The organism is Marinobacterium jannaschii DSM 6295 (assembly GCF_000620085.1).
GTDB classification, from domain to species: Bacteria; Pseudomonadota; Gammaproteobacteria; order Pseudomonadales; family Balneatricaceae; genus Pontibacterium; species Pontibacterium jannaschii.
In genome coordinates, this window is record NZ_JHVJ01000022.1 from 18,623 (window position 1) to 39,253 (window position 20,631).

Below are 20,631 nucleotides of genomic sequence, written 5' to 3' on the forward strand. Positions count from 1 at the left end.
AAGGCAAGTAACAGTACAGAGGGAGCGGATTTCTAAAGGCGATTGAAGTTGCTAAGCAGAGGCTGATACCCAGGCAGGTAAAAGCCTCCAGCAAGAAAACAGACTTAACCGGGGCGGCGTGAGCGTTTATGCATCTCAAAGTCACGGATGCGCTGGCGGTAATGCTGTTTGGTTTGCGGACGCATCACCGAACGATTCTCATCCAGCAGCTCTGCCTTCATATGCTTTGCGACAGTTTCCGCCGTTGCCAGCATGCACTCATAGGCATTCATCACATCGTCAGGCTCTTCCATCGACATAAAAAAGCTGACGGCAGGGGTCTGCAGGCTATCCAGTCGGGAAAGCTCGAAGCTGCCCGGACTGACCGCGTTTGCCATACTGAACTGAATCGCGCCCTGACCTTTACCATCCTCAAAGCGATGATAGATATCCATATCACCGTGCTGCATACCACAGGCTTCAACCAGCTTGTGGAGCACTGCGCCACCAATTGGACGGTCTTTACCGGCGACCACGGTGATGACCAGTACATTCTCCGGATCAGGCGTTTCGCTGAGCGCGCGGCGTTTACCGGCAGGACTCGCCACAGAATCAGCAGATCTCTCTTCAGCCTCCGGCTCCACTGAGGTCCCGGGTATTGAAGAACCTGGGTCGGCAGAAGACGGACTCTTTTCGCTCGGAACAGAATGACGCGCGGGGCGCGCGGCTGATAGCTGGTCCCCTCCGGGCAGCTCCTCAAAAGAGTCGTCTGCGCGTTCAGGCACACCCGGTTCAGCCGGACTATCTGTGGAGACATCCTCCGTCCCGGCCAGCACGTCCGTAATCAGAGGAGGCATCTGCTCCTCCAGGGGCGGATTAGGTACGCTGGCTTCAACGTCTTCAGCCAAAAGGCTGTGTTGCTCAAAATCCTGACAGGACGTTGTGTCAGTCTCTGACGCGTCCATCAGCTGAGAGATTGGCCGGTTAAAGTCAAATTCCTCATCGGCAGTGGTCAGTGCCGGGCCGAACTCGGCAGACTTCTTGTCATCAGCGGTATCCGGTTCGCCAGCCATATCAACAATGCCAGCGGTGCCCGAAAACTCATCATTGTTGCGATCCGTTTTATCCTCGGTGCCCGGAGTAGCTGGCTCTGGGGCCAGCTCCTGACTTTCCAGGGCAGAGGCAGTAAAGCCAGCCATTGCGGTCGGATCAGTGTCAGATTGGTCGCTTTCAAAAGCCGGATTCAGCGAAGGTTCCGGCTGCAGAAGCGGCATTGCCCCCGGGTCAGAGAACAGCGGATCCGAATCATCCCACTGACGAGCTGCCTCGCGGGGTTGCTCTGAGCTGAACTGTACCGAAGGTGCAGTTTCTGTCGGCGATTGACTATCTTCCGACAACAGCGAAGCATCTAAATGTTCCGGCGCCCCCCGATAGGAATCTGCTTCAGTCACTGGCTCAGCGTGATTGCTGTCAGAACCTGGATAATGCACGGAGTGATCTGCAGGAGACTGGATATCCCTCTCCGCCGATTCAGAGGTATTGTACTGACGCTCGGCGCGCGGGTAAGAAACCTCAGACTCCAGATGGATATCAGTATCGAATGTTGGCTCGATGTGATGTCGTTCATCGGCAAACTCAGGATGATCGCCGATTACCCGGGCACCACCATTTGGCAGTTCCGGGTTATAACTGTCATCCTGTTCTTCCGAATATTCCGCCACCAACTGCCGGTCGATTTTCATCCGCAACTGCGCTTTGTTGCTGCGCATGCGCCGCCAGCCATCCAACACAATCAGGGCAATAAGAATTATCCCCCCGATTACCAACCATTCTCGCAGACCGATTTCCATGCCCCAGCCGCAACCTCAAACAATTACCAACACAAATTGATGCCACTATAGAACGTCTGGACGTTACTCTACAACCTGATCAATGACTAACGACAAAGTTTTATCATCCCCACGCACACTCACCGGAGACAATTTACCGACCAGATCCCCGGAGCTGCTCTCCGGCTGGCCGGAAACAGATACCTTGGCCGTTACTTCAACTTCATCCACGCTGGAGAGTCGCGCCTGCGGTGTCATTGCCTGGCTATCATCCAGTGTAAGCTCCAGCGGAAGATCTGCGACGGAAATCCGCGCGGCTGCCAGAGGCATTCGCCCACCGACAGGACGAGCGAAGACAAACACAACCTGATCTTCGCTTGCCCGGGTCTGTAGTTCTTCGCTCAGGCTTACATGCACCTTAATACGGGCTTCAGCCAGTTCCGGCATATCAGGTACGGTCTTTCCTTCTGCTTTCAGGGCAGCGACGGCGCGCTCTATCCCGGAGCGCAGAGAGCCCTCAGCAGCACCACCGGCATTCTGCAATGCCAGTCTCCAGCTTTGAATTGCAGCTTCGTAGCGGGCTTGCTCAAACGCATCGATCCCCTGTAGACCCAGTGCAGTCACTTCCATCGGCTCGAACGCCAGTGTCGCGCTGATCTGCTTACGCACCGCATCATTCATTTTGCCGCCATTGGCAAAAAACATCGCCTGGGCATACTGCCCCATCACACCGCTATACTGAGGTGAGGTTTTCGGCAGCAACTCCAGTACTTTGGCAAATCCCTGCACACTGTCATCGTAACGTCCCATACTGAGGTAGGTGCTGGACAGCATATACCAGCCCTCGGCATTTTCAGGACGCTGCTGCAGCTCCTCTTCCAGCTTGGCGACCGCCTCTTCCAGACTTGGCGTGCGGCCGTTAAACGGATCGGCCGGCTTGTTCAGCGCCAGCTGGAGATCATCAGAGCGGCCATATTCCGCGTAGATGCCCAATGCCATTGTCGGCACCAGCATGGCAAACAGGGTCACCGTCAGCAAATTAGACCGGGTACGGGCATTAAACTGCTCTTCTTCCGGCTCATCCTCTGCATCGATCAGCAGGTTACGTTCCAGCTCCAGCTTCAGTGCTTCGAAGGCTTCGTCATCAAGTGCACCGTTATGTCTTTCCTGCTCCAGTTCTTCCTGGCGTTCGCGGAAGATGGTGATATTCTGCAGCCTACGATCCGCCTGATCCTGCTGCTTCTGTCCGGCCTTCAAGAAGGGCCAGAATACGATTGCTATAGCCAGCGCTGTCAGTAGCGCTATTCCTAACCAAAGAGCTGTCATTTATCTGAATCCTGATCGAGAAGACGCTTGAGGCGTTGCTGTTCCGCCTCATCCAAGCCGCTTGACGACTCAGACTCAACTACCTGACCGGTGTTTTTCCGGCGTCGGCGGGTGACCAGTAGCACTACAACTACACCGATCACAACCAGCGCGGCCGGGCCATACCAGAGCAGATAGGTTTCGCTGCTCAGGCGCGGCCGGTAGAGCACAAACTCGCCGTAACGAACGACCATAAAATCGATGATGTCAGTATCCGACTCACCCTTTTCCAGCATCCGATAGACTTCGCCACGCAGGTCTTCAGCTATCGGGGAGTTAGAATCCGCCAGGTTCTGGTTCTGGCATTTAGGACAGCGCAACTCGGCGGTCAGTACCAGGAACCGTTTACGGGTTTCCTCATCCCGAAACTCGTAGGTATCAATCGCCGCCTGCAGAGTCAGTGGGAATAAAAGGATCAGCAGTGTAATCAGTCTTTTCATTGCGCACCCGCCTGGATATCAGTACCGGTTTCCAGTCCATCCATAATACTGCGCAGCTGCTGCCAGACCTTCTCATCCACTACACCCACGTGCTTGTAACGAATCACGCCCTGGCTATCGAGCACGTAAGTTTCCGGCGCACCATAGACGCCCAGGTCGATACCCAGGGTACCGGCCTGATCGAAGACATTCAGGCTGTAGGGATCATCGTACTTTCTCAGCCACTCTTTAGCCTTGCCACGCTCGTCCTTATAGTTGACACCATAGACCGTATATCCGGCATCCTTAATACGATTCAGCTGGGCATGCTCCTGCTTACAGGATGGACACCAGGTCGCCCATACATTCAGCAACGCGGGCTTGCCTTTCAGGTCGACCTCACTCAGCTGACGTGACTCGTCATACAGCGAAGGCAGCTGGAACGCAGGCATCGGCCGGTCTATCAGAGCCGACGGCAGGTGGGTCGGATCCAGCTGCAGTCCGCGCCAGAGAAAGACCCCCAGCGCAAAGAAGATAACCAGCGGAATAAACAATAATACGCGACGCATGTATAAACTCCTCAGGCGGCAACGGCCTGACGGCGGGCTACTTTTCGATAACGAGGATCACTGGCAGCCAGCAGGCCACCGAAGGTCATCAGCAGCCCACCCAGCCATAACCAGCGCACGAACGGCTTATGCTGGACCCGCACAGCCCAGGCACCATCCGGCAGCGCTTCACCCAGCGCCACATACAGATCTCGGCTCAGGCCCGGATCGATTGCAGCCTCGGTCATCACATTGCCACGCGCTTGATAAAAGCGTTTCTCAGGATAGAGGGTGGTCTGGAGTTCACCATCCTTATAAACCACAACCGTACCCATATCAGAGCGATAGTTAGGTCCCTGCACCTGATGCGCGCCCTGGAACACAAACTCGTACTGCTTAAATGCCACCCGATCGCCCGGCGCCATACGCAGGTCCCGTTCTTCCGTATAGATTGAGACCATACAGATTCCCACAGCGGTCACAGCCACACCGATATGTGCCAGCACCATGGCGTAATAGCTACGGGACAGGTTCCGTAACCCTCCGATCTTATCGGCCTTATTCGCGACTTTATTGCTCAGGTCACGCAATCCCACGAAAAGAATCCAGAATGCCAGCATCATTCCCAGCGCGGTATTCAGATCGAACGCCCCGTCATAGATATAAGGGAAAGCAGCACCGGCAACAATACTGAGCACAGCCGGCAGCCAGATCTGGCGCACAATGTACTTAGGATCGGTCTTGCGCCAGCGACTCATAGCGCCGATACCCAACAGCACCACCAGTCCGGACATCAACGGAATAAACAATGCGTTGAAATACGGCGGGCCAACGGAAATCTTACCCATACCCAGTGCATCAATCAGCAGCGGGTAGATAGTTCCCAGCAATACCGTCATCGCCACGATGACCAGCAGAATATTGTTCATTAACAGCAGGGATTCCCGCGATACCAGCTCAAAACTGGACTCACTTTTCACATGCACCGCCTTGATGGCATAGAGCAGCAACGAACCACCAATAGTGATGGCCAGCAGGGCAAGGATAAAGTAACCGCGCCCCGGATCAGCCGCAAAGGCATGAACGGAGGTCAGGACGCCGGAACGCACCAGGAAGGTCCCCAGCAGGCTCAGCGAGAACGCAAATATCGCCAGCAGTACTGTCCAGCTCTTGAAGACTCCACGCTTTTCCGTCACGGCAAGGCTGTGCACCAGCGCAGTCCCGACCAGCCACGGCATAAATGAGGCGTTTTCAACCGGATCCCAGAACCACCAGCCACCCCAGCCCAGTTCGTAATAAGCCCACCAGCTGCCCAGCGCAATACCCAGGGTCAGGAAGGCCCAGGCGACAGTAGTCCAGGGACGGGACCAGCGCGCCCATGCGGCATCAAGGCGGCCGCTCAGCAAGGCTGCTATCGCAAATGCAAAGGCAACGGAAAAGCCCACATAACCCATGTAGAGCATTGGAGGATGAAGGATCAGACCAATATCCTGCAGCAGCGGGTTCAGGTCACCACCTTCATTGGGGAAGTTCGGCAGGTATCGCTCAAACGGGCTGGAGGTCAGCAGCGTAAAGAGGATAAAGCCAACAGAAACCAGCCCCATCACACCCAGCACCCGGGCAACGATATCCAGCGGCAGCTCTCGGCTTTTCACTGCAACCGCGTAGGTCCAGCCGCCCAGGATTACCACCCAGAGCAACAACGAACCTTCATGGCCACCCCAGATAGCACTGATCTTGTACTGTACCGGAAGCGCAGTATTGGAGTTTGAGGCCACATATTTAACCGAGAAATCATCTGTCACGAAGGCATAGCCCAGGCAGAGGATGCTGATCATCAGAAACAGAAACATACCCTGCGACAGCGGCCTGGCGTAGCCCATCCAGAGGCGATGACCGGTCGCAGCACCGAACAATGGCACAACCGCCAGCAGCGAGGCCATGCAGAGTGCCAGTATCAGTGAGTACTCACCTAGTTCAGGTATCATTTATTAAACTCCTCAGCGGAAGGCATTGGCATCTGGCCGGACTTCTCCAGCGCATCCGCAACTTCTGGAGGCATATAGTTCTCATCGTGCTTCGCCAGCACTTCTACCGCCTGAAATACTCCCCGGTTATCCAGCGATCCCTGAGCCACAATCCCCTGTCCCTCACGGAACAGATCCGGCAGAATACCGGTATATTCAACATCGACCGTTTCTTGATAGTCGGTCAGCGCAAAGCTGACTCTCAGGCTTTCAGGATCCCTCTTCACACTGCCTTCAACGACCATGCCGCCGGCACGGATACGTGCCTTCTCCGGAGCCTCACCCTCAGCAATCTGGGTAGGGGAGTAAAACAGGTTGATATTCTGACTCAGTGCATACATGGTCAGGCCGACGGCAATGCCGACTCCGAACACAATAAACAGCACAATCATCAAACGTTGTTTACGCTTAGGATTCATACGGCCTTTTTCTCCCGACGCAGGCGGCGCAGCAACTCAGCTTTGAGCTGCTTTTTACGCAGCAGAGGACTTACAAGATTAATCGTTACGATAGTGGCAGCGATGGCATAGCTCAGCCAGACATAGAGACCATGCCCATCCATAGCCAGAAATTCTGAAAAACTGTTAAAGCTCATAGCAACTTACTCCCCACCGATCATCTGACGGACCCAGCCTGCACGACGTTCACGGTGTAGGATCTCGTTACGAATTCTTAACATCAGCGACACGGCAAAGAAACAGTAGAAGCCGATCACCATCACCAGCAGCGGTACCCACATTTCAGCCGGCATCGCTGGCCGTTCGGTCAGGGTGAACGTAGCTGGCTGATGCAGTGTGTTCCACCACTCCACCGAGTATTTGATGATCGGGATATTCACCAGTCCCACTAAGGACAGGACAGCCGCTGACTGTGCAGCAGTCACTTCATTTTCGATGGCAGAATGCAGTGCGATAACCCCCAGGTAGAGGAACAGCAGGATAAGCATTGATGTCAGACGCGCATCCCAGACCCACCATGAACCCCAGGTCGGCTTACCCCAGATCGCGCCGGTTGCCAGCGCCAGCAAGGCAACACTGACACCGATAGGTGCGCAGCTTTTCGCCACCATATCAGCAACTTTCATCTTCCAGATCAGACCAATGGCACCGGCTACCGCCATCATCATGTAACAGGACTGGGCCAGAATTGCGGCGGGCACGTGAATATAAATGATTCGAAAGCTGTTGCCTTGCTGATAATCAGCCGGAGCAAACAGCAGCGCCCAGACAGTCCCGACTCCCAATAGCAGAAGGGCGGCGATAACAAAACCCGGTAACAGCTTACCGGTAATGTCGTAACACCAACGCGGCGACGCCAGTTGATAAAACCAGCGTGGCATCCATTTTTTCTGACCTGACATAGCTCTTTGCTCACCCACTCACAGAAATTCTTAATGCAGCCCCGATCGCCAGCGGAGCCATCACCACACCCAGTGCCAGCATCGCGCCCAGTAACGCGAGATGACCACTCACCGGCAAGCCATTAATCGCAGCCTGTACCGCACTGGAGCCAAAAATAAGCACCGGGACATAAAGCGGTAAAACCAGTAACGACAATAGTACACCGCCTTTACGTAACCCGACCGTTAATGCCGCCCCAATCGCACCGATCAGGCTCAGTGTTGGCGTGCCCAACAGTAAAGTCAGCACCAGCCCGGCCATCCCGTCTGCCGGCAAAAACAGCATCACGGCAATCAGCGGTGCCAGCAGCGTCAAAGGCAGGCCGGTCATTATCCAGTGGGCCGACACCTTGGCCAGTCCGACCACAAACATCGGTTGCGGGCTGAGCAAGGTCTGCTCCAATGTGCCGTCGTCAAAATCCGACCGGAAAAGCCCATCCATCGACAACAGCGTCGAAAGTAAAGCCGCGACCCAGACCACACCCGGCGCTACCTGGGCAAGGAAAGTCGGGTCCGGACTGACTCCCAGGGGAAACAAAGATGCGACCAGCAGAAAAAACACCAGAGGATTGAGCAGATCACTGCGACGGCGAAAAAACAGTAACAACTCTCGACGCAATACCGCCCAATACAAGCTTCCTACAGACCTTCCGGCACTATAATCCGGCTCTTTAGTCAGGGTATCAGCCATTAAGTTCCCGCCAATTGATCAAGGTTAATTCGACGCATATGGCTGCCGAGGTGGAGTTCATGATGGGTTGTCAGGATAACGCTTCCGCCCAACTCTGCATGTCGCTGGATCAGCATCTCCTGCTTGGCAACGCCGGCCTTATCAATGGCGGTAAAGGGTTCATCGAGAATCCACAGAGGGGCTGCAGTCATATACAGCCGTGCCAGACTAACCCGGCGATGCTGGCCCGCTGACAGGGAGTGGCAAGGCACATCCTCATAACCGTTCAAGCCAACTGCATCCAGCGCGGTCGCCATCCGATCCAGATCGATAGCCGGGTGCATTGCCGCGTACCACCGCAGATTCTCTTCCGGGGAAAGCATGGCCTTCACACCCGGCTGATGTCCGAAATACAGCATATCGCGGCGAAAGTCGTCCTGAACATCCATAAGAGGCAGGCCACGCCAGTAGATATCACCTTCAAAATGACTGGAGAGGCCGGCCAGAATTCGCAGTAGCGTGGTTTTTCCGCTGCCATTCTGCCCTTCGATCTGTAACACCTCACCCTTCATCAGTGAGAAACCTAAATCCTCGAACAGAACCCGGTCATCGCGCTCGCAATACAGGTTTTCAACGATCATTAACGGGTCAGACAAAACCACTTCACCTTATACCAGTCAGCGCTGGTGATATGTAACAGACGGCTACCGGAGCGACTTCAGTCGGGTCGCGGTATACTTTTCCTATCTGCCGCCGATAAATAAGCGGTAGATTATATACAACTCGGTTCATAAACGTCAGCCAAACTAACGGGGCTATATCATGATCAGCACTCTTTCCATCCCCGTTCAGGTTCAGACGTCCAAACAAAGTGACAGTGCCGCTCTTGATTCCCTGCTCCCGCGGGATAAAACGGTAAAAGCCAGCGTAGTCAGCAGCCAGCCCTCACAATCACCCGATGTCAGCCGGGTAAAGCTGCAGCTACAGAATCAGTTGCTGGAGATCCGTCTGCCACAACAGCTACAGGCGGGGCAGCAAGTTACACTTAACCGCCAGGCCAGCGGTCAGATCCTGCTCACCCTGCTGGAAAACAGCAGCAAGGCATCAGCCCCCCAGCAGCCCCGGCCAGCCCCTGAAGCGAATCGAGCAGTTCAGCCCGCAGCCGTCAACACCAGCGCAGACAAACAGAACAGCATTCAGCTGAAGCTCCCGCCGGCTGCCAGGGAGGCGTTGAATAATGCCTTCAGGCATACCGCCAGCGGGGCGGTCAGCGCCGTTGTCATCAGCAGCCAGGCGGCTAAATCCAAGTCCGCCTCCCCGGCTTCACCGCCTCAGTCCCATCCATCGCAGCGTGCCCCGGCAGGCGATCAGACTGCTTCCAGATCGGCGCCCGCTCTCGCCGCTACAGCCACAAGCATACAGGGTTCTGCACAAAGCCCGACATCCGGAGTAAATGCCCAGCAAGCGTCCGTAAACAATGGCCCAGGCGTCCAGACGCCACAACCAGCCACCCAGGGTCCCGCTGCGACAATAACGCCCCTTCAGACGCAGGCTGCGAAGCAAGCCGCCCGACCGACATCGCCGGCCGCAACGCCAAACACTCCTCCTGCAACAGCCGGTAGCACACCATCAGCTCCGACTCCTGCTGCCGTCGGACAACCCGAGCGCGCCGCGCCGGCCATTTCGGGAACCTCCAGCTCAAACTCACCGCAGGGAAATCAAGGCCAGACCAACCCGCCTGCCTCGACTGGAGCACAACAGGCTCAGACCAGCCATCCTAAATCCCGCAGTACGCCGGTGCCCCCTCCCTCGACGGCTGCCCCACCGCCCGATCAGCCCAAGGCCACGACAGCCAGCGGTAGCGTGGCTCAAGACAGGGGAGCTATTCCGGCAACCACTTCCTCCCCGACACCGCCCCAGACTCCGGGTTCAAATCAGTCTACATCGGCCCAGGTCTTGCAAGCACCCGGCCAAGCTCAACAGACCGGGACGGGATCGAAAACCGGGACAGTGCCGTCAATCGCGGCATCGGCATCGGCAAACCAGGCTTCAGCCTCATCAGCACCTCAGACCACAGCCACAACTGCGACAACAGCCCGTGATGCAATGTCCACAATGCCCCCTGTCCGTGAACCAGCGCCCCCCCAAACGGTCGCAGGTACCGCAGCTTCCAGACCATCACCGGAAAGCCAGAGCAACAGTCGCGGTGTGCTACCCCAGCCCGGACCATCGACACCCGTTGGCGGGAAAGAAGGCACGCCAGCCGCAACCGCCTCAACTGCTGACTCAAAATCGCTGCCGACCGCAGCGCCCCTTACCTCTGTGGTCAGCCAGCCGCCACCAGCGGTAAGGAATACCACCTTCCAGCTTCAGCTGGCACTGAATAACGGCAGTAATATTCAGCTGCAGAGCGACAAGCCACTGCCGCAGGGCAGTCAGCTGCAATTTAATCTACAGCCGGACGGGTCGGTCGTTTCAAAAGTACTGCAAGCGTCCTCTGCAACCACTATGTCCGCACTGGATCAGCTCGAAATTCAGTCCTCCTTACGGCAGGCGTTACCTCAACAAATATCGTTAGGTAACGCCCTGACACAGCTCAATCATTTTGCAACAGAGCCTCAAAACAGTCCGGTAAGCTCCGTGGTACGATCGATGCTGCAGCTTTTTGGCTTTAAGCCCGCGCAACGCAGTCCATCGATTATTCAGCAGAATATAGAGCTGGGTGGACACCAGACCGAAAATCAGCTCGCAAAGACCCATCAAACCAATAGCCAGGATATGAAATCCCAGCTGTCGATATTACAGCAACTTTCAAAGCAGTTACCGGAAGCAGAAGCCAACCGGCTGGATCAACTTGTCCAGGGCATTAAGGCCAGAATCACCGGGCAACAGATTCAGGCCCTGCAACAGCGAAAGGAACAGCCCGACGGCCAGTTTGAACGAGTTCTGCAACTGGATATTCCGGTGCATTTTCAGAATAAACTGGAAAATGTAGAACTGAAGATCAGTCATGAAGCCCAGGCCCATCACGGCGAGGAACTGAAACCTCAGTGGCGGGTACGCCTGCACTTTGATTTGCAAGAAGATGGTAGTGTCGATGCGGAGATCCGCCTGCGGGAGAATGATCAGTTAAGCACCCAGTTCTGGTGCAACAAACAAAGCACCTACCTGAAGCTTCAGCAACGTCTTGATGAGTTTAACCAACGCCTGCTGCAACAGGGATATACTGAGGCTGAGCTTCAGTGCCATCATGGCAGCGCCCCGGAAAAACAAGCGCCGGTTCAGAAGCAACTAATCGACCTGCGCACCTGATGAAGTAAGCCGATAGATGAAGTACGAGAACAAGAAAGCCGTCGCACTGAGTTACAAGCACCAGCAACAGCGAGCGCCGCTGGTCGTCGCAAAGGGCCAGGGGGAGATAGCCGAGCAGATCATTCGACTAGCCGAGGAAAACGAAATTTTTCTGCACCATTCACCAGAACTGGTCGAAGTCCTGGTCAGACTGGAACTGGGGGAAGAGATACCGGAAAGTCTGTATCTGGCAATCGCCGAGGTGATCGCCTTTGCCTATGGCCTGAAGTCCCAGACCACACCGCAATAAGGTTAACGTTTGTGCCCCAGCGCTTCGGTCGAACTCAATTCGTTATGCAAGAGAGCCATCAGCTCGGCTTCAGGACGGCCAATACCGCAGTTCTTAACCAGATCATCCACATCTGCGCCCATCTCCATCAGTTGGGCTGCCTGGTTATAGGCCATATTACCGGGATCGCGGTTTTCCAGTTCCAGCTGCTTTTCCGCCGTGATATTCAGTTTCTGCTCGATTTCGAGCAGACGCCGCCCCATACCAATGGAACCATTGGTCATGGCCTGAATTTCGTTGCGCAATACATTAATCAGCGCCTGGTAACGTCGCTCATGCTTCCTCAGGCGCCGGAACAGAATAAAACAGCAGAACACTGCGATTAATGTCACCACAGACAGAGCAGATACCAACAGATATATACCTTCGCTCACACTCGACCTCAGATCAGCGGGCCAGGTGCCCACGGAATAACCAAATGGCTAATACTATCAGTAAGCGGCATTGAACATCTCTGTCAATTTTTTGACATCCACCAGTGCGCACCGCTCGGCCATATAGGTACCTTTCAGCCAGGGGCGTTTCTGTCGATCGGTAGACCAGGTTACTTCCCTTACCGGTATGCGCACTGATTTCACTAGCTCGTCACAGGCGAGTGCCCAGTGACGTCCCTGCAGAATCAGCAACTCGTCATAACGCGCCCGCTCAGGATCATAACGTTCGGGAATCAGCCACATAGCGGTATCGACAACACTGGTCTCCCCCATCGCAGCACCGAAGTGTCCCAAAATCCAGTCGTGGTGGTGATCCAGCCGCATAGAGGTCGAGGTCATATGTAAGGTGCCCTCGATATCATCAAACGGCAGCGCCAGACTCAACCCATGCATCCGCACCAGAACACAATTGATCTCCTCTCCCATCGCCAATACTGACTCAGGCACTGGCAACGATTCAACTGCCTCAGTGGAAGCCTCAGGCGTAGACACAGCGACGGGCGGCTCTGGCTCTGGCTCTGGCTCTGGCTCTGGCTCTGGCTCTGGCTCTGGCTCTGGCTCTGGCTCTGGCTCTGGCGGAACAGTATCCAGAAAGGCAGGCGGATCAAGATCTGGCTGCAGCTGCAATGGCATTTCTTCTAAGATAATGCTGTCAGCCTCTGCGCCGAACTCAACCTCAACCAACTCCACTTCATCTTCACGTTCGACAGTTGCCTCTGACAGCAGATCACTCTCGACAGATGCCATATCAAACGATTGCTCCAGCACATCACCGGAAGCAACTGGAAGATCTATCGCCAGGTCCGCATTATCTGGCAGCAGGTCATCGCCGGATACTGACTCAGCCAGGCCTGTAACCTCATCGTCAGTAATAGGCTCTGCAGCAACGAAATCCTCAAGTGCGGCCTCTGCTTCTGACCCGCCTGAAACAGGCAGCTCCCAGGCCACCTCGTCATCCGGAGATGCAGCACTGTCCGAATACGAAGCATCGCTCTCCTGCCCGGCTAGTAAATCCGGGGCAGCCGGACAGGCTTCATTTGCGGAGCTGTCGGCATCAGATTGATGTTCTTCCAGCTCAGCATCCCGGGATTCGGCGGATCCGAGGTCATAATCAGCTTCCAACGGCTCAGCCAGCAGGGACTCGAGGTAGTCCAGAACGACCTTTTGCGTGCCCATTACCTCATTGCTGTCTTCAGCATTCGGGTCAAGCTTTTCACTCATACAACCACCTCAGCATCAACCGCTTCCATCAGAGAACGCAGCAGCCGCGCATAAGCGTGTACACCGCGGCTACCGGAATCCATTGAAGAAGGTACCAAGCCTTTAATACTGGCATTGCGGAACTTGGTATCAACAGGAATCACCGCACTGGATATATTTTCAGCATAGCGATTATGCAATTCCCGCAGGCTCTGCACCGAGGCTTGCGTCCGACGGTCATAAAAGGTCGGGATAATAGTAAAGCTCAGTTTTCTCTGCCGGGCACGGTTAATCATATTTATCGTCCGCACCATCCGTTCCAGGCCTTTAAGGGCAAGGAATTCGGTCTGTACAGGCACCAATAGCTGCTGGCAGGCCGCCAGTGCATTCACCATTAACACACCGAGGACCGGCGGGCTGTCAATCAGTACGAAATCATATTGCTGACGCACATGACGTAACGCCTTGGCAATCTGCAGCCCCATGCCTTCCTGACCGACGGCCTTGCGTTCAAGGGTCGCAAGGGCTGTTGATGCCGGAATCAGGGTGATTTTTTCATGGCTGCTACTCTTTAGCAGACTATTTACCAGTGCTGCATCCACTGCTCCGTCGCCTGCGAACAGATCATATACGCTGTTATCCAGCTCATCCGGGTCATAACCGAAATAACTGGTCAGCGAGCCATGTGGATCCAGATCTATCAGCAGTACCCGATAGCCGACTTCCGCCAGGAGGCCGGCAAGGGTAACTACCGTTGTTGTTTTGCCAACCCCCCCTTTCTGGTTAGCAACCGCCCAAACCTGCATAGCGACTATTCCTGAACTCTACTTTGATCAATAGGTGCCATCTGCCGGTACAAAACACCCCCTCCGGGTTTCTGGACCTGCTCGATAGCACCGGTATTTTCCGATTGATTCAGCTCTGCAATCACACCGGATACAGCATCTTTACTAATCTGCTCACTGCCAAAAGCCGATAACGCCCTGCGCACCTTTTCATCACGGGATACAACGATTACTACCCTGCGGTTCAGACTGCGCCCCGACTCAGTGCGGTTACTGTAGGCCGGCTGATGTTCGCCGTATCCTACTGCAGCAAGCCTGATCGGATCCACTCCATTCAAAGCCAGAAGCCTGACAACAGCAGCAGCCCTGGCTGCCGATAATTCCCAGTTGGAGGGAAACTGGTCCGTCGAAATAGACCTGTTATCGGTAAAGCCTTCAACATGTATCGGATTGCCATGGCCCTGCAGAATCGCTGCGATCTTTTCCAATAACTGATCGGCCGCAATAGTGGGTAGTGCGTCACCGGATTCAAACAATAAACTGGAATTCAGTTCGATCGCCAGCCATAGCTCATTGCTCTTCAGGCGGACACCTCCCTCATCGACAAGATGGGGAAAAGCACTTTCCATCTTCTGCCTGAGGGTCAGTAGCTCCCGGGTCTTTTCAGCATCCGGTGCCGCGACCAGAGGCTTAAGCGAAACAGGACTGCCACTATCGCCGGTAATCATCTCCTCGGCCATCCGGTCCGGTGACTCCAGCCCTAACCGGTCGCCACCACCCAGGCCGATGAAAGCGCTGTTCAGCGCATCCGACAACTCCCGGTACTTCTCCTCGTTTACCGAGGACAGAGAGTACATCACGACAAAAAACGCAAACAACAGTGTAACGAAATCGGCATAGGACAATACCCAGCGATCTTCTCTTACGTAATCCGTTGGCGGTTCGCGTCTGGGCATCGTTACTTCACAAAGCCCCGAAGGCGCTGTTCGATATTACGGGTATTTTGTCCCTGTGCAATCGCCATCATCCCTTCAAGCATCATCTCGTGATAGTGGTAGCGCATCAGCACCAATGTCTTGATCTTATTCGCCAGGGGAATCAGTAACAGGTTAGCGATTCCTACACCGTAGATCGTAGCAACAAACGCCGTGGCGATACCGGCCCCGAGTGCACTCGGATCATCCAGGCTGTTCATGACGTGAATCAACCCCAGTACAGCGCCGATAATACCCATGGTCGGGGCGTAGCCCCCCATACTCTCAAGCACCCTCGCGCCTTTAAGGTCGCTCTGCTCCTGGCTGATCAGTTCGACGCTGAGATTGGTCCTCAGTACATCTGCGGTCCTGCCATCAATCAGAAGCTGCAGACCCGAGCGAATGAAATCATCTTTCTCCCGCTCCATCACCGGCTCCAGTTCGAGCAGGCCATTGCGGCGCACTCTCGAACTCCATTCAGTGATATTGCTAATCCCCTTATTAAAGTCCGGCCGGTTTGAAGAAAATGCCCAACCAATCAGCCTGAACGCCCGCCCCAGCTCTCCTCTGGGCGACTGGACTGTCGCTGCTGCCAGCGTACCGCCAAGCACAATAACCAGCGCAGGCAGGTTAACCAGCTGCGCCGCCTGCCCGCCTTCCAGATAGTTTCCGCCAAACAGTGCCAGCCCCGCCAGGGCCATACCAAGTAATGTCAGAAGATCCATTATCGCGCTCCCATACGGCTCAGAATCGGGCCGATCTCCTGCAAATCAAGAATCTCATCCGCTAACCCGGCATTGATCACTGCCTGAGGCATGCCGAAGATCGTCGAGCTTTCCTTATTCTGGGCCCAGACGGTAGCTCCGCAGCGCTTCAGCATCTTCGCCCCCTCACAGCCGTCAGCTCCCATGCCGGTAAGGATCAGCGCCAGGACCCTGCTGCCATGACTTTTAGCGGATGAGCCATAGGTAACATCCACACTCGGTTTATAAGTCAGACGTTCATCTCCGGGCAGCACCCGGACCCGGCTACTGCGACGGCCATCGAGGATCATCTGATGGCCGCCCGGTGCCAGTAGCGCCAGACCGGGCTTAATCTGATCCCCGTCCCGGGCCTCCCTTACCTCAATCGCACACTGCTGATTCAGGCGCTGAGCAAAAACCGAGGTAAAGGTACCCGGCATATGCTGCACCAGAAGGATCGGATAGGGAAAGTTTGCAGGAAGCTGAGTCAGTATCTGCTGCAGAGCAGCAGGCCCGCCGGTAGATGAGCCGATAACCATCAGGTCACAATTGACCCTGGGACGTCGCAGAGGCCTGGCCACCGCATGAGCAGGAGCGGGCGCTGAAACCGGAGCGTTTGTTCCCCGCGGTGCAACCGAGGCCGCCGGGGCGGGTCTTGAGGTAGCTTTCCCTGCAGCCAGCGGCACGGCTTTCTCCCGCTGCTGCGGGCGAAACACCATCGTAGTGCCGGTTGCAGCCTCACTCCCAGGCCGCCCGGCAAACAGTCCCCGCCGGGAGCTGGCCCGAAAGCGACTGATTTCGACGACCTTGTCGCAAAGCTGGGTTTTCAGGCTGTCATTTTTATCCATCCAGGCGCGCATGTCCTTGGAAAGAAAATCGACAGCGCCGGCATCAAGGGCATCCAGGGTCACCCTGGCCCCTTCATGAGTGAGCGAGGATAACATTAATACATGGGTCGGATTTTCACGCATAATGATGCGCACCGCTTCGATGCCATTCATCTGCGGCATCTCCACATCCATCGTCACCACGTCCGGCTTCAGTTGCTTAACCTTTTCGACCGCCTCAATGCCATTACTGGCAGAGCCGATCACCTCAATCCTCCGGTCGGAGGAGAGGAGATCAGCTATACGGTGGCGAAAGAATCCGGAATCATCAACAATCAAAACCTTTACTGGCATAGATGCTCCTGATCAGTCAGTGATCAGGAAGCGTAATGCTTCAGCAGATTTGGAATATCGATGATAAGGGCGATGCGGCCATCGCCTGTGATAGTGGCTCCGGACAGTCCGGGCGTACCATGCAGGATGGTGCCAAGAGGCTTGATCACCACTTCCTCCTGTCCCACCAACTGGTCCACCACAAAACCGACGCGCTGAGTGCCTACAGTAACGATAACCACATGCCCCTGCTCTGGCAGATCAGCATATTGCTGACCGTCGATCAGCCAGCGTTTGAGATGGAACAGCGGCAACGCCTGATCACGCACAATAATAACCTGCTGACCGTCAACAACGTTGGTCTGAGTCAGATCCAGGTTAAAGATTTCATTCACGTTAACCAGCGGCAGTGCGAACGCCTGATCTTCCAGAATAACCATCAGAGTCGGCATGATAGCCAGTGTCAGCGGTACCTGAATCGCAATACGTGTGCCCTGACCAATCACCGAATCGATGCTGAGCGTTCCGTTCAGCTGAGTGATCTTGGTCTTGACGACATCCATGCCCACGCCACGTCCAGAGACATCGGAGATCTCGGTCTTGGTCGAGAATCCGGCCTGGAAAATCAGGTTAAAGCATTCCTGCTCAGTCAGGCGACGCGCAGCTTCAAGGTCCAGCATTCCACGGTCGACAGCCAGCTGTCGCAGCTTCTCTGCATCCATACCGCCGCCATCGTCCTGAATAATCAGCAGGATATGGTCACCTTCCTGTTCGGCGGAGAGCAGAACATGCCCTTCGCGCGGCTTGCCGGCGGCCTCACGTACATCAGGTCCTTCGACCCCATGGTCTACCGCGTTTCGTACAAGGTGAATCAGCGGGTCCGCAAGTGCCTCGACCAGGTTTTTATCCAGATCAGTATCTTCACCGCGGAGTTCGAGGCGAACCTCTTTATGCAGGTTTCGGGAAAGGTCGCGAATCAGGCGAGGGAAGCGGCCAAATACCTTCTTCACCGGCTGCATTCGGGTTTTCATCACCGACATCTGCAGATCAGCCGTTACCATATCCAGGGTTGCCAGCGCCTTGGCCATCTCTTCGTCTTCCCGGGTAACACCCAGGCGAACCAGACGGTTGCGCACCAACACCAGCTCACCGACCATATTCATGATCTTATCCAGCAAGCGTGTGTCTACACGGACATTGCTTTCAGGGGCCGCCTTATGCTGATTATTGCTTGTTGCTTTGGCTGCTGGGGCGGATACCGATTCTGACACGGTAGGCGCTGCAACCGGGGCCGATACTGGTGCCGGAGCAACTGGCGCTTCAACAACTGCAGCCGGGGCGGCCTCAGTATCAGCTTGAGCGAACGCTCCCTTACCCTGCGCCTGAAGCTCATCCAGCAAGGCCTCAAACTCAGAATCCGTAATCAGGTCATCTGATCCAGCCGCCGGATCTGCGTCTGCCACAGCGGGCGCAGCGGCGGCGGGCACCATACCCGGAGCGCCCGAACCGTGAAGTTCATCCAGCAGGGCTTCAAATTCATCTTCGGTAATCAGGTCGGAGCTGCTGTCGCCCGTTTCAGGCTGAGCCTCAGCAGAGATTGCCGGCTGAGTACCACCGATATCGCCCAGTAGCATCTCAAATTCAGCATCGGACTGATCGCCTACGCCACTGGCCGGTGCGACAGGCGCCACTGGCGGCGGAGCGACCGGTTCAGGGATAGCTGGCTGCGGCGGCGCTACTGGTGCAGTAGCGGCCGGTGCAGAGCCTTTGGCAAACTGTTCCAGTAAATCGAGCAACGCCGGTGATGCAGCCTCTGGCTCCTGTCCTGAACGAACGTTATCGAACATGACATTGACCGCATCCAGAGCCTGTAGCACGGCATCCATCAGCTCAGGTGTAATCTGAACTTCGCCATTACGCAAAAGGTCGAACAGGTTTTCTGCCTTATGGCAGCAATCAACCATCGCCTCAAGCTGCAGGAACCCTGCACCGCCTTTAACAGTATGAAAGCCCCGAAAAATAGCATTCAAAAGCTCCCGGTCTTCCGGGCGCTGCTCCAGATCTACTAACTGTTCAGACAACTGCTCAAGGATCTCACCCGCTTCTACCAGGAAGTCTTCGAGTATTTCCTGATCCACTTCCAAACTCATACGGAGCTCCTTTTAAAAACCCAGACTGGACAACAGTTCATCAACATCGTCCTGATTCTGTGCTACATCAGCTTTACCAGACGTATTGATTTGTGGCCCCTCAGCCTGAATAACATCGGCTTGAGTTCTTGTTTCTTTAACCTGAGCAACTTCCGTTTTGCTTTTTTCCAGTCCGGCAATGCGCTCTACTTTAGAAGCCATATCCATCAACAACACCAGGTGTTGTTCGACATTGGTTACCAGATGAATAACCCGGCGAATCAGCTGTCCGGTAATATCCTGGTAGCTTTGCGACACCAGAATGTCGGTCAGTTGGGACCTGAGGGTTTCAATCGTAACCTCAGACTCCTCTTTAAGCTGACAAGTGCGATCATAGGTCCCCTGAAGGCCAACATACTCGCCCTCCAGCTGACCAACCAGGGAAAGCAGGTCCTTAAATCGTTCGCTCTGAGTATCCAGTCGGTCAACCAGAGTCAATGCGCTGTCAATACGATCCATCGTATCGTGGGCATTTTTTTCAGTGAGTTCAATAACATGATTCAGGCGATCAGAGGCATCGGTAAAGACGGCCGTTGTCTCGCCGGCATCGCCAAAGTTATTGCCCAAATCATCGGAAAAAGATTTGATGGCTTCATGCAGTCCGCGTGTCAGGTGGCCTATTTCCTGATAGAACGCCTGATGGCGGTATTCATGAAGATCCCGAATCAAATCCATTGCGGAGGAAAGGTCACCCTGATCCAACACAGACACCAATTCGCGTGCTTTTTCCTGCAGCTGTCCCTCGAAGCGTTCTACACCTGATTTGTTGATATCTGCAGCAGACATAAAGATCCCTAACCCTAATTAACCGTCAATTCGTTCAAAAATCTTATCGATTTTTTCTTTGAGTACCGCTGCAGTAAATGGCTTAACAACGTAACCATTGACGCCCGCCTGAGCCGCAGCAATAATCTGCTCCCGTTTCGCTTCTGCGGTTACCATCAAAATTGGAATGTGGGACATATTTGGATCAGAACGAACATGTCCAATCAGCTCAATACCCGTCATTCCGGGCATATTCCAATCGGTGATCAGAAACTCAACACCACCCTGTTTCAGGATAGGCAGTGCAGTCTGACCGTCATCCGCTTCGATAACATTTGTCAGCCCCAGATCACGCAGCAGATTTTTAATAATCCGTCTCATTGTGGAGAAATCATCAACCACAAGAATCTTTATGTCTTTTTTCAAGACATGCCTCCAGTTAAAAACTACGCAATTTTTTGAGTCTAGCCTTAAATACCACAATTACATGAAATTGTGAGTAACT

The 20,631-nt window shown here is 54.8% G+C and carries 21 protein-coding genes; 2 read left to right on the plus strand and 19 right to left on the minus strand.

Translation table 11 applies throughout. The features are described 5' to 3' along the window. Positions 1–104 precede the first annotated feature (104 nt). The 10 genes from zipA to ccmA form a co-directional block, all read right to left on the minus strand. On the minus strand, positions 105–1,829 hold the full coding sequence (gene zipA / locus Q354_RS0111960; RefSeq protein ID WP_027857803.1) for a cell division protein ZipA: 1,725 nt from the start codon (positions 1,827–1,829) through the stop codon (positions 105–107). Positions 1,830–1,892: 63 nt separating this feature from the next. After that, complete coding sequence (gene ccmI / locus Q354_RS0111965) at positions 1,893–3,134, minus strand: c-type cytochrome biogenesis protein CcmI (protein WP_027857804.1); 1,242 nt, start codon at positions 3,132–3,134, stop codon at positions 1,893–1,895. Then, on the minus strand, positions 3,131–3,613 hold the full coding sequence (locus tag Q354_RS0111970) for a cytochrome c-type biogenesis protein (RefSeq protein WP_027857805.1): 483 nt from the start codon (positions 3,611–3,613) through the stop codon (positions 3,131–3,133). The genes ccmI and Q354_RS0111970 overlap by 4 nt, the downstream gene beginning before the upstream one ends. Further along, positions 3,610–4,161 carry a DsbE family thiol:disulfide interchange protein gene (locus Q354_RS0111975; protein WP_027857806.1) on the minus strand — a complete coding sequence of 184 codons (552 nt, stop codon included), beginning with the start codon at positions 4,159–4,161 and terminating at the stop codon, positions 3,610–3,612. The genes Q354_RS0111970 and Q354_RS0111975 overlap by 4 nt, the downstream gene beginning before the upstream one ends. A gap of 11 nt (positions 4,162–4,172) precedes the next feature. Further along, positions 4,173–6,128 carry a heme lyase CcmF/NrfE family subunit gene (locus Q354_RS0111980; protein ID WP_027857807.1) on the minus strand — a complete coding sequence of 652 codons (1,956 nt, stop codon included), beginning with the start codon at positions 6,126–6,128 and terminating at the stop codon, positions 4,173–4,175. Then, complete coding sequence (gene ccmE / locus Q354_RS0111985) at positions 6,125–6,586, minus strand: cytochrome c maturation protein CcmE (RefSeq protein WP_027857808.1); 462 nt, start codon at positions 6,584–6,586, stop codon at positions 6,125–6,127. Before ccmE ends, Q354_RS0111980 begins: the two co-directional genes overlap by 4 nt. Continuing rightward, the gene (gene ccmD / locus Q354_RS0111990; RefSeq protein WP_027857809.1) at positions 6,583–6,762 is read right to left on the minus strand and encodes a heme exporter protein CcmD; all 180 of its coding nucleotides are present in this window, start codon (positions 6,760–6,762) and stop codon (positions 6,583–6,585) included. The genes ccmE and ccmD overlap by 4 nt, the downstream gene beginning before the upstream one ends. Positions 6,763–6,768: 6 nt before the next feature. Further along, positions 6,769–7,527, minus strand: coding sequence for a heme ABC transporter permease (locus tag Q354_RS0111995; protein ID WP_281174725.1), 759 nt, complete (start codon positions 7,525–7,527; stop codon positions 6,769–6,771). A 10-nt stretch (positions 7,528–7,537) separates the two neighbouring features. Next, entirely contained in the window at positions 7,538–8,257 is a 720-nt protein-coding gene (gene ccmB / locus Q354_RS0112000; protein ID WP_051560090.1) for a heme exporter protein CcmB, read from the minus strand. Continuing rightward, entirely contained in the window at positions 8,257–8,892 is a 636-nt protein-coding gene (ccmA, locus tag Q354_RS0112005) for a cytochrome c biogenesis heme-transporting ATPase CcmA (RefSeq protein WP_027857812.1), read from the minus strand. The genes ccmB and ccmA overlap by 1 nt, the downstream gene beginning before the upstream one ends. A gap of 1,450 nt (positions 8,893–10,342) precedes the next feature. Between ccmA and Q354_RS28460 the strand changes: the two genes are divergently transcribed. Beyond that, positions 10,343–11,548 carry a flagellar hook-length control protein FliK gene (locus Q354_RS28460; protein WP_169828885.1) on the plus strand — a complete coding sequence of 402 codons (1,206 nt, stop codon included), beginning with the start codon at positions 10,343–10,345 and terminating at the stop codon, positions 11,546–11,548. Between the two features lie 16 nt (positions 11,549–11,564). Continuing rightward, on the plus strand, positions 11,565–11,837 hold the full coding sequence (locus tag Q354_RS0112020) for an EscU/YscU/HrcU family type III secretion system export apparatus switch protein (RefSeq protein WP_027857814.1): 273 nt from the start codon (positions 11,565–11,567) through the stop codon (positions 11,835–11,837). Between the two features lie 2 nt (positions 11,838–11,839). On the opposite strand, the gene Q354_RS28465 is transcribed toward Q354_RS0112020, so the two are convergent. Genes Q354_RS28465 through Q354_RS0112065 form a run of 9 tightly spaced genes read right to left on the minus strand, consistent with a single transcriptional unit; the run spans position 11,840 to position 20,552 of the window. After that, on the minus strand, positions 11,840–12,250 hold the full coding sequence (locus Q354_RS28465; protein ID WP_027857815.1) for a DUF2802 domain-containing protein: 411 nt from the start codon (positions 12,248–12,250) through the stop codon (positions 11,840–11,842). Between the two features lie 57 nt (positions 12,251–12,307). Beyond that, complete coding sequence (locus Q354_RS0112030) at positions 12,308–13,531, minus strand: chemotaxis protein CheW (RefSeq protein WP_027857816.1); 1,224 nt, start codon at positions 13,529–13,531, stop codon at positions 12,308–12,310. Next, positions 13,528–14,316 carry a ParA family protein gene (locus tag Q354_RS0112035; RefSeq protein WP_027857817.1) on the minus strand — a complete coding sequence of 263 codons (789 nt, stop codon included), beginning with the start codon at positions 14,314–14,316 and terminating at the stop codon, positions 13,528–13,530. The genes Q354_RS0112030 and Q354_RS0112035 overlap by 4 nt, the downstream gene beginning before the upstream one ends. Before the next feature lie 5 nt (positions 14,317–14,321). Further along, complete coding sequence (locus tag Q354_RS0112040) at positions 14,322–15,251, minus strand: flagellar motor protein MotB (protein WP_027857818.1); 930 nt, start codon at positions 15,249–15,251, stop codon at positions 14,322–14,324. 2 nt (positions 15,252–15,253) lie between these two features. Then, entirely contained in the window at positions 15,254–15,994 is a 741-nt protein-coding gene (locus Q354_RS0112045; protein WP_027857819.1) for a flagellar motor protein, read from the minus strand. Next, a complete protein-coding gene (gene cheB / locus Q354_RS0112050; protein WP_027857820.1) occupies positions 15,994–17,193 on the minus strand; it encodes a protein-glutamate methylesterase/protein-glutamine glutaminase in 1,200 nt (399 codons plus the stop codon). The genes Q354_RS0112045 and cheB overlap by 1 nt, the downstream gene beginning before the upstream one ends. A 23-nt stretch (positions 17,194–17,216) precedes the next feature. Further along, on the minus strand, positions 17,217–19,322 hold the full coding sequence (locus Q354_RS0112055; RefSeq protein WP_027857821.1) for a chemotaxis protein CheA: 2,106 nt from the start codon (positions 19,320–19,322) through the stop codon (positions 17,217–17,219). A 12-nt stretch (positions 19,323–19,334) separates the two neighbouring features. Continuing rightward, positions 19,335–20,147 (minus strand): protein phosphatase CheZ, encoded by an 813-nt coding sequence (locus Q354_RS0112060; protein WP_027857822.1) that lies wholly within the window; start codon positions 20,145–20,147, stop codon positions 19,335–19,337. 18 nt (positions 20,148–20,165) lie between these two features. Beyond that, positions 20,166–20,552 (minus strand): chemotaxis response regulator CheY, encoded by a 387-nt coding sequence (locus Q354_RS0112065; protein WP_027857823.1) that lies wholly within the window; start codon positions 20,550–20,552, stop codon positions 20,166–20,168. Positions 20,553–20,631 lie beyond the last annotated feature (79 nt).

Bases quoted from the DNA above. Each gene is read 5' to 3' on its own strand.
- ccmE (WP_027857808.1), bottom strand. From the start codon at position 6,586: ATGAATCCTAAGCGTAAACAACGTTTGATGATTGTGCTGTTTATTGTG.
- Q354_RS0111980 (WP_027857807.1), bottom strand. From the start codon at position 6,128: ATGATACCTGAACTAGGTGAGTACTCACTGATACTGGCACTCTGCATG.
- Q354_RS0111975 (WP_027857806.1), bottom strand. From the start codon at position 4,161: ATGCGTCGCGTATTATTGTTTATTCCGCTGGTTATCTTCTTTGCGCTG.
- Q354_RS0112040 (WP_027857818.1), bottom strand. From the start codon at position 15,251: ATGCCCAGACGCGAACCGCCAACGGATTACGTAAGAGAAGATCGCTGG.
- Q354_RS0111995 (WP_281174725.1), bottom strand. From the start codon at position 7,527: ATGTCAGGTCAGAAAAAATGGATGCCACGCTGGTTTTATCAACTGGCG.
- ccmD (WP_027857809.1), bottom strand. From the start codon at position 6,762: ATGAGCTTTAACAGTTTTTCAGAATTTCTGGCTATGGATGGGCATGGT.
- ccmI (WP_027857804.1), bottom strand. From the start codon at position 3,134: ATGACAGCTCTTTGGTTAGGAATAGCGCTACTGACAGCGCTGGCTATA.
- cheB (WP_027857820.1), bottom strand. From the start codon at position 17,193: ATGCCAGTAAAGGTTTTGATTGTTGATGATTCCGGATTCTTTCGCCAC.
- Q354_RS0112045 (WP_027857819.1), bottom strand. From the start codon at position 15,994: ATGGATCTTCTGACATTACTTGGTATGGCCCTGGCGGGGCTGGCACTG.
- Q354_RS0112035 (WP_027857817.1), bottom strand. From the start codon at position 14,316: ATGCAGGTTTGGGCGGTTGCTAACCAGAAAGGGGGGGTTGGCAAAACA.
- ccmB (WP_051560090.1), bottom strand. From the start codon at position 8,257: ATGGCTGATACCCTGACTAAAGAGCCGGATTATAGTGCCGGAAGGTCT.
- Q354_RS28460 (WP_169828885.1), top strand. From the start codon at position 10,343: ATGTCCACAATGCCCCCTGTCCGTGAACCAGCGCCCCCCCAAACGGTC.
- Q354_RS0111970 (WP_027857805.1), bottom strand. From the start codon at position 3,613: ATGAAAAGACTGATTACACTGCTGATCCTTTTATTCCCACTGACTCTG.
- Q354_RS0112030 (WP_027857816.1), bottom strand. From the start codon at position 13,531: ATGAGTGAAAAGCTTGACCCGAATGCTGAAGACAGCAATGAGGTAATG.
- Q354_RS0112060 (WP_027857822.1), bottom strand. From the start codon at position 20,147: ATGTCTGCTGCAGATATCAACAAATCAGGTGTAGAACGCTTCGAGGGA.
- Q354_RS0112020 (WP_027857814.1), top strand. From the start codon at position 11,565: ATGAAGTACGAGAACAAGAAAGCCGTCGCACTGAGTTACAAGCACCAG.
- Q354_RS0112055 (WP_027857821.1), bottom strand. From the start codon at position 19,322: ATGAGTTTGGAAGTGGATCAGGAAATACTCGAAGACTTCCTGGTAGAA.
- zipA (WP_027857803.1), bottom strand. From the start codon at position 1,829: ATGGAAATCGGTCTGCGAGAATGGTTGGTAATCGGGGGGATAATTCTT.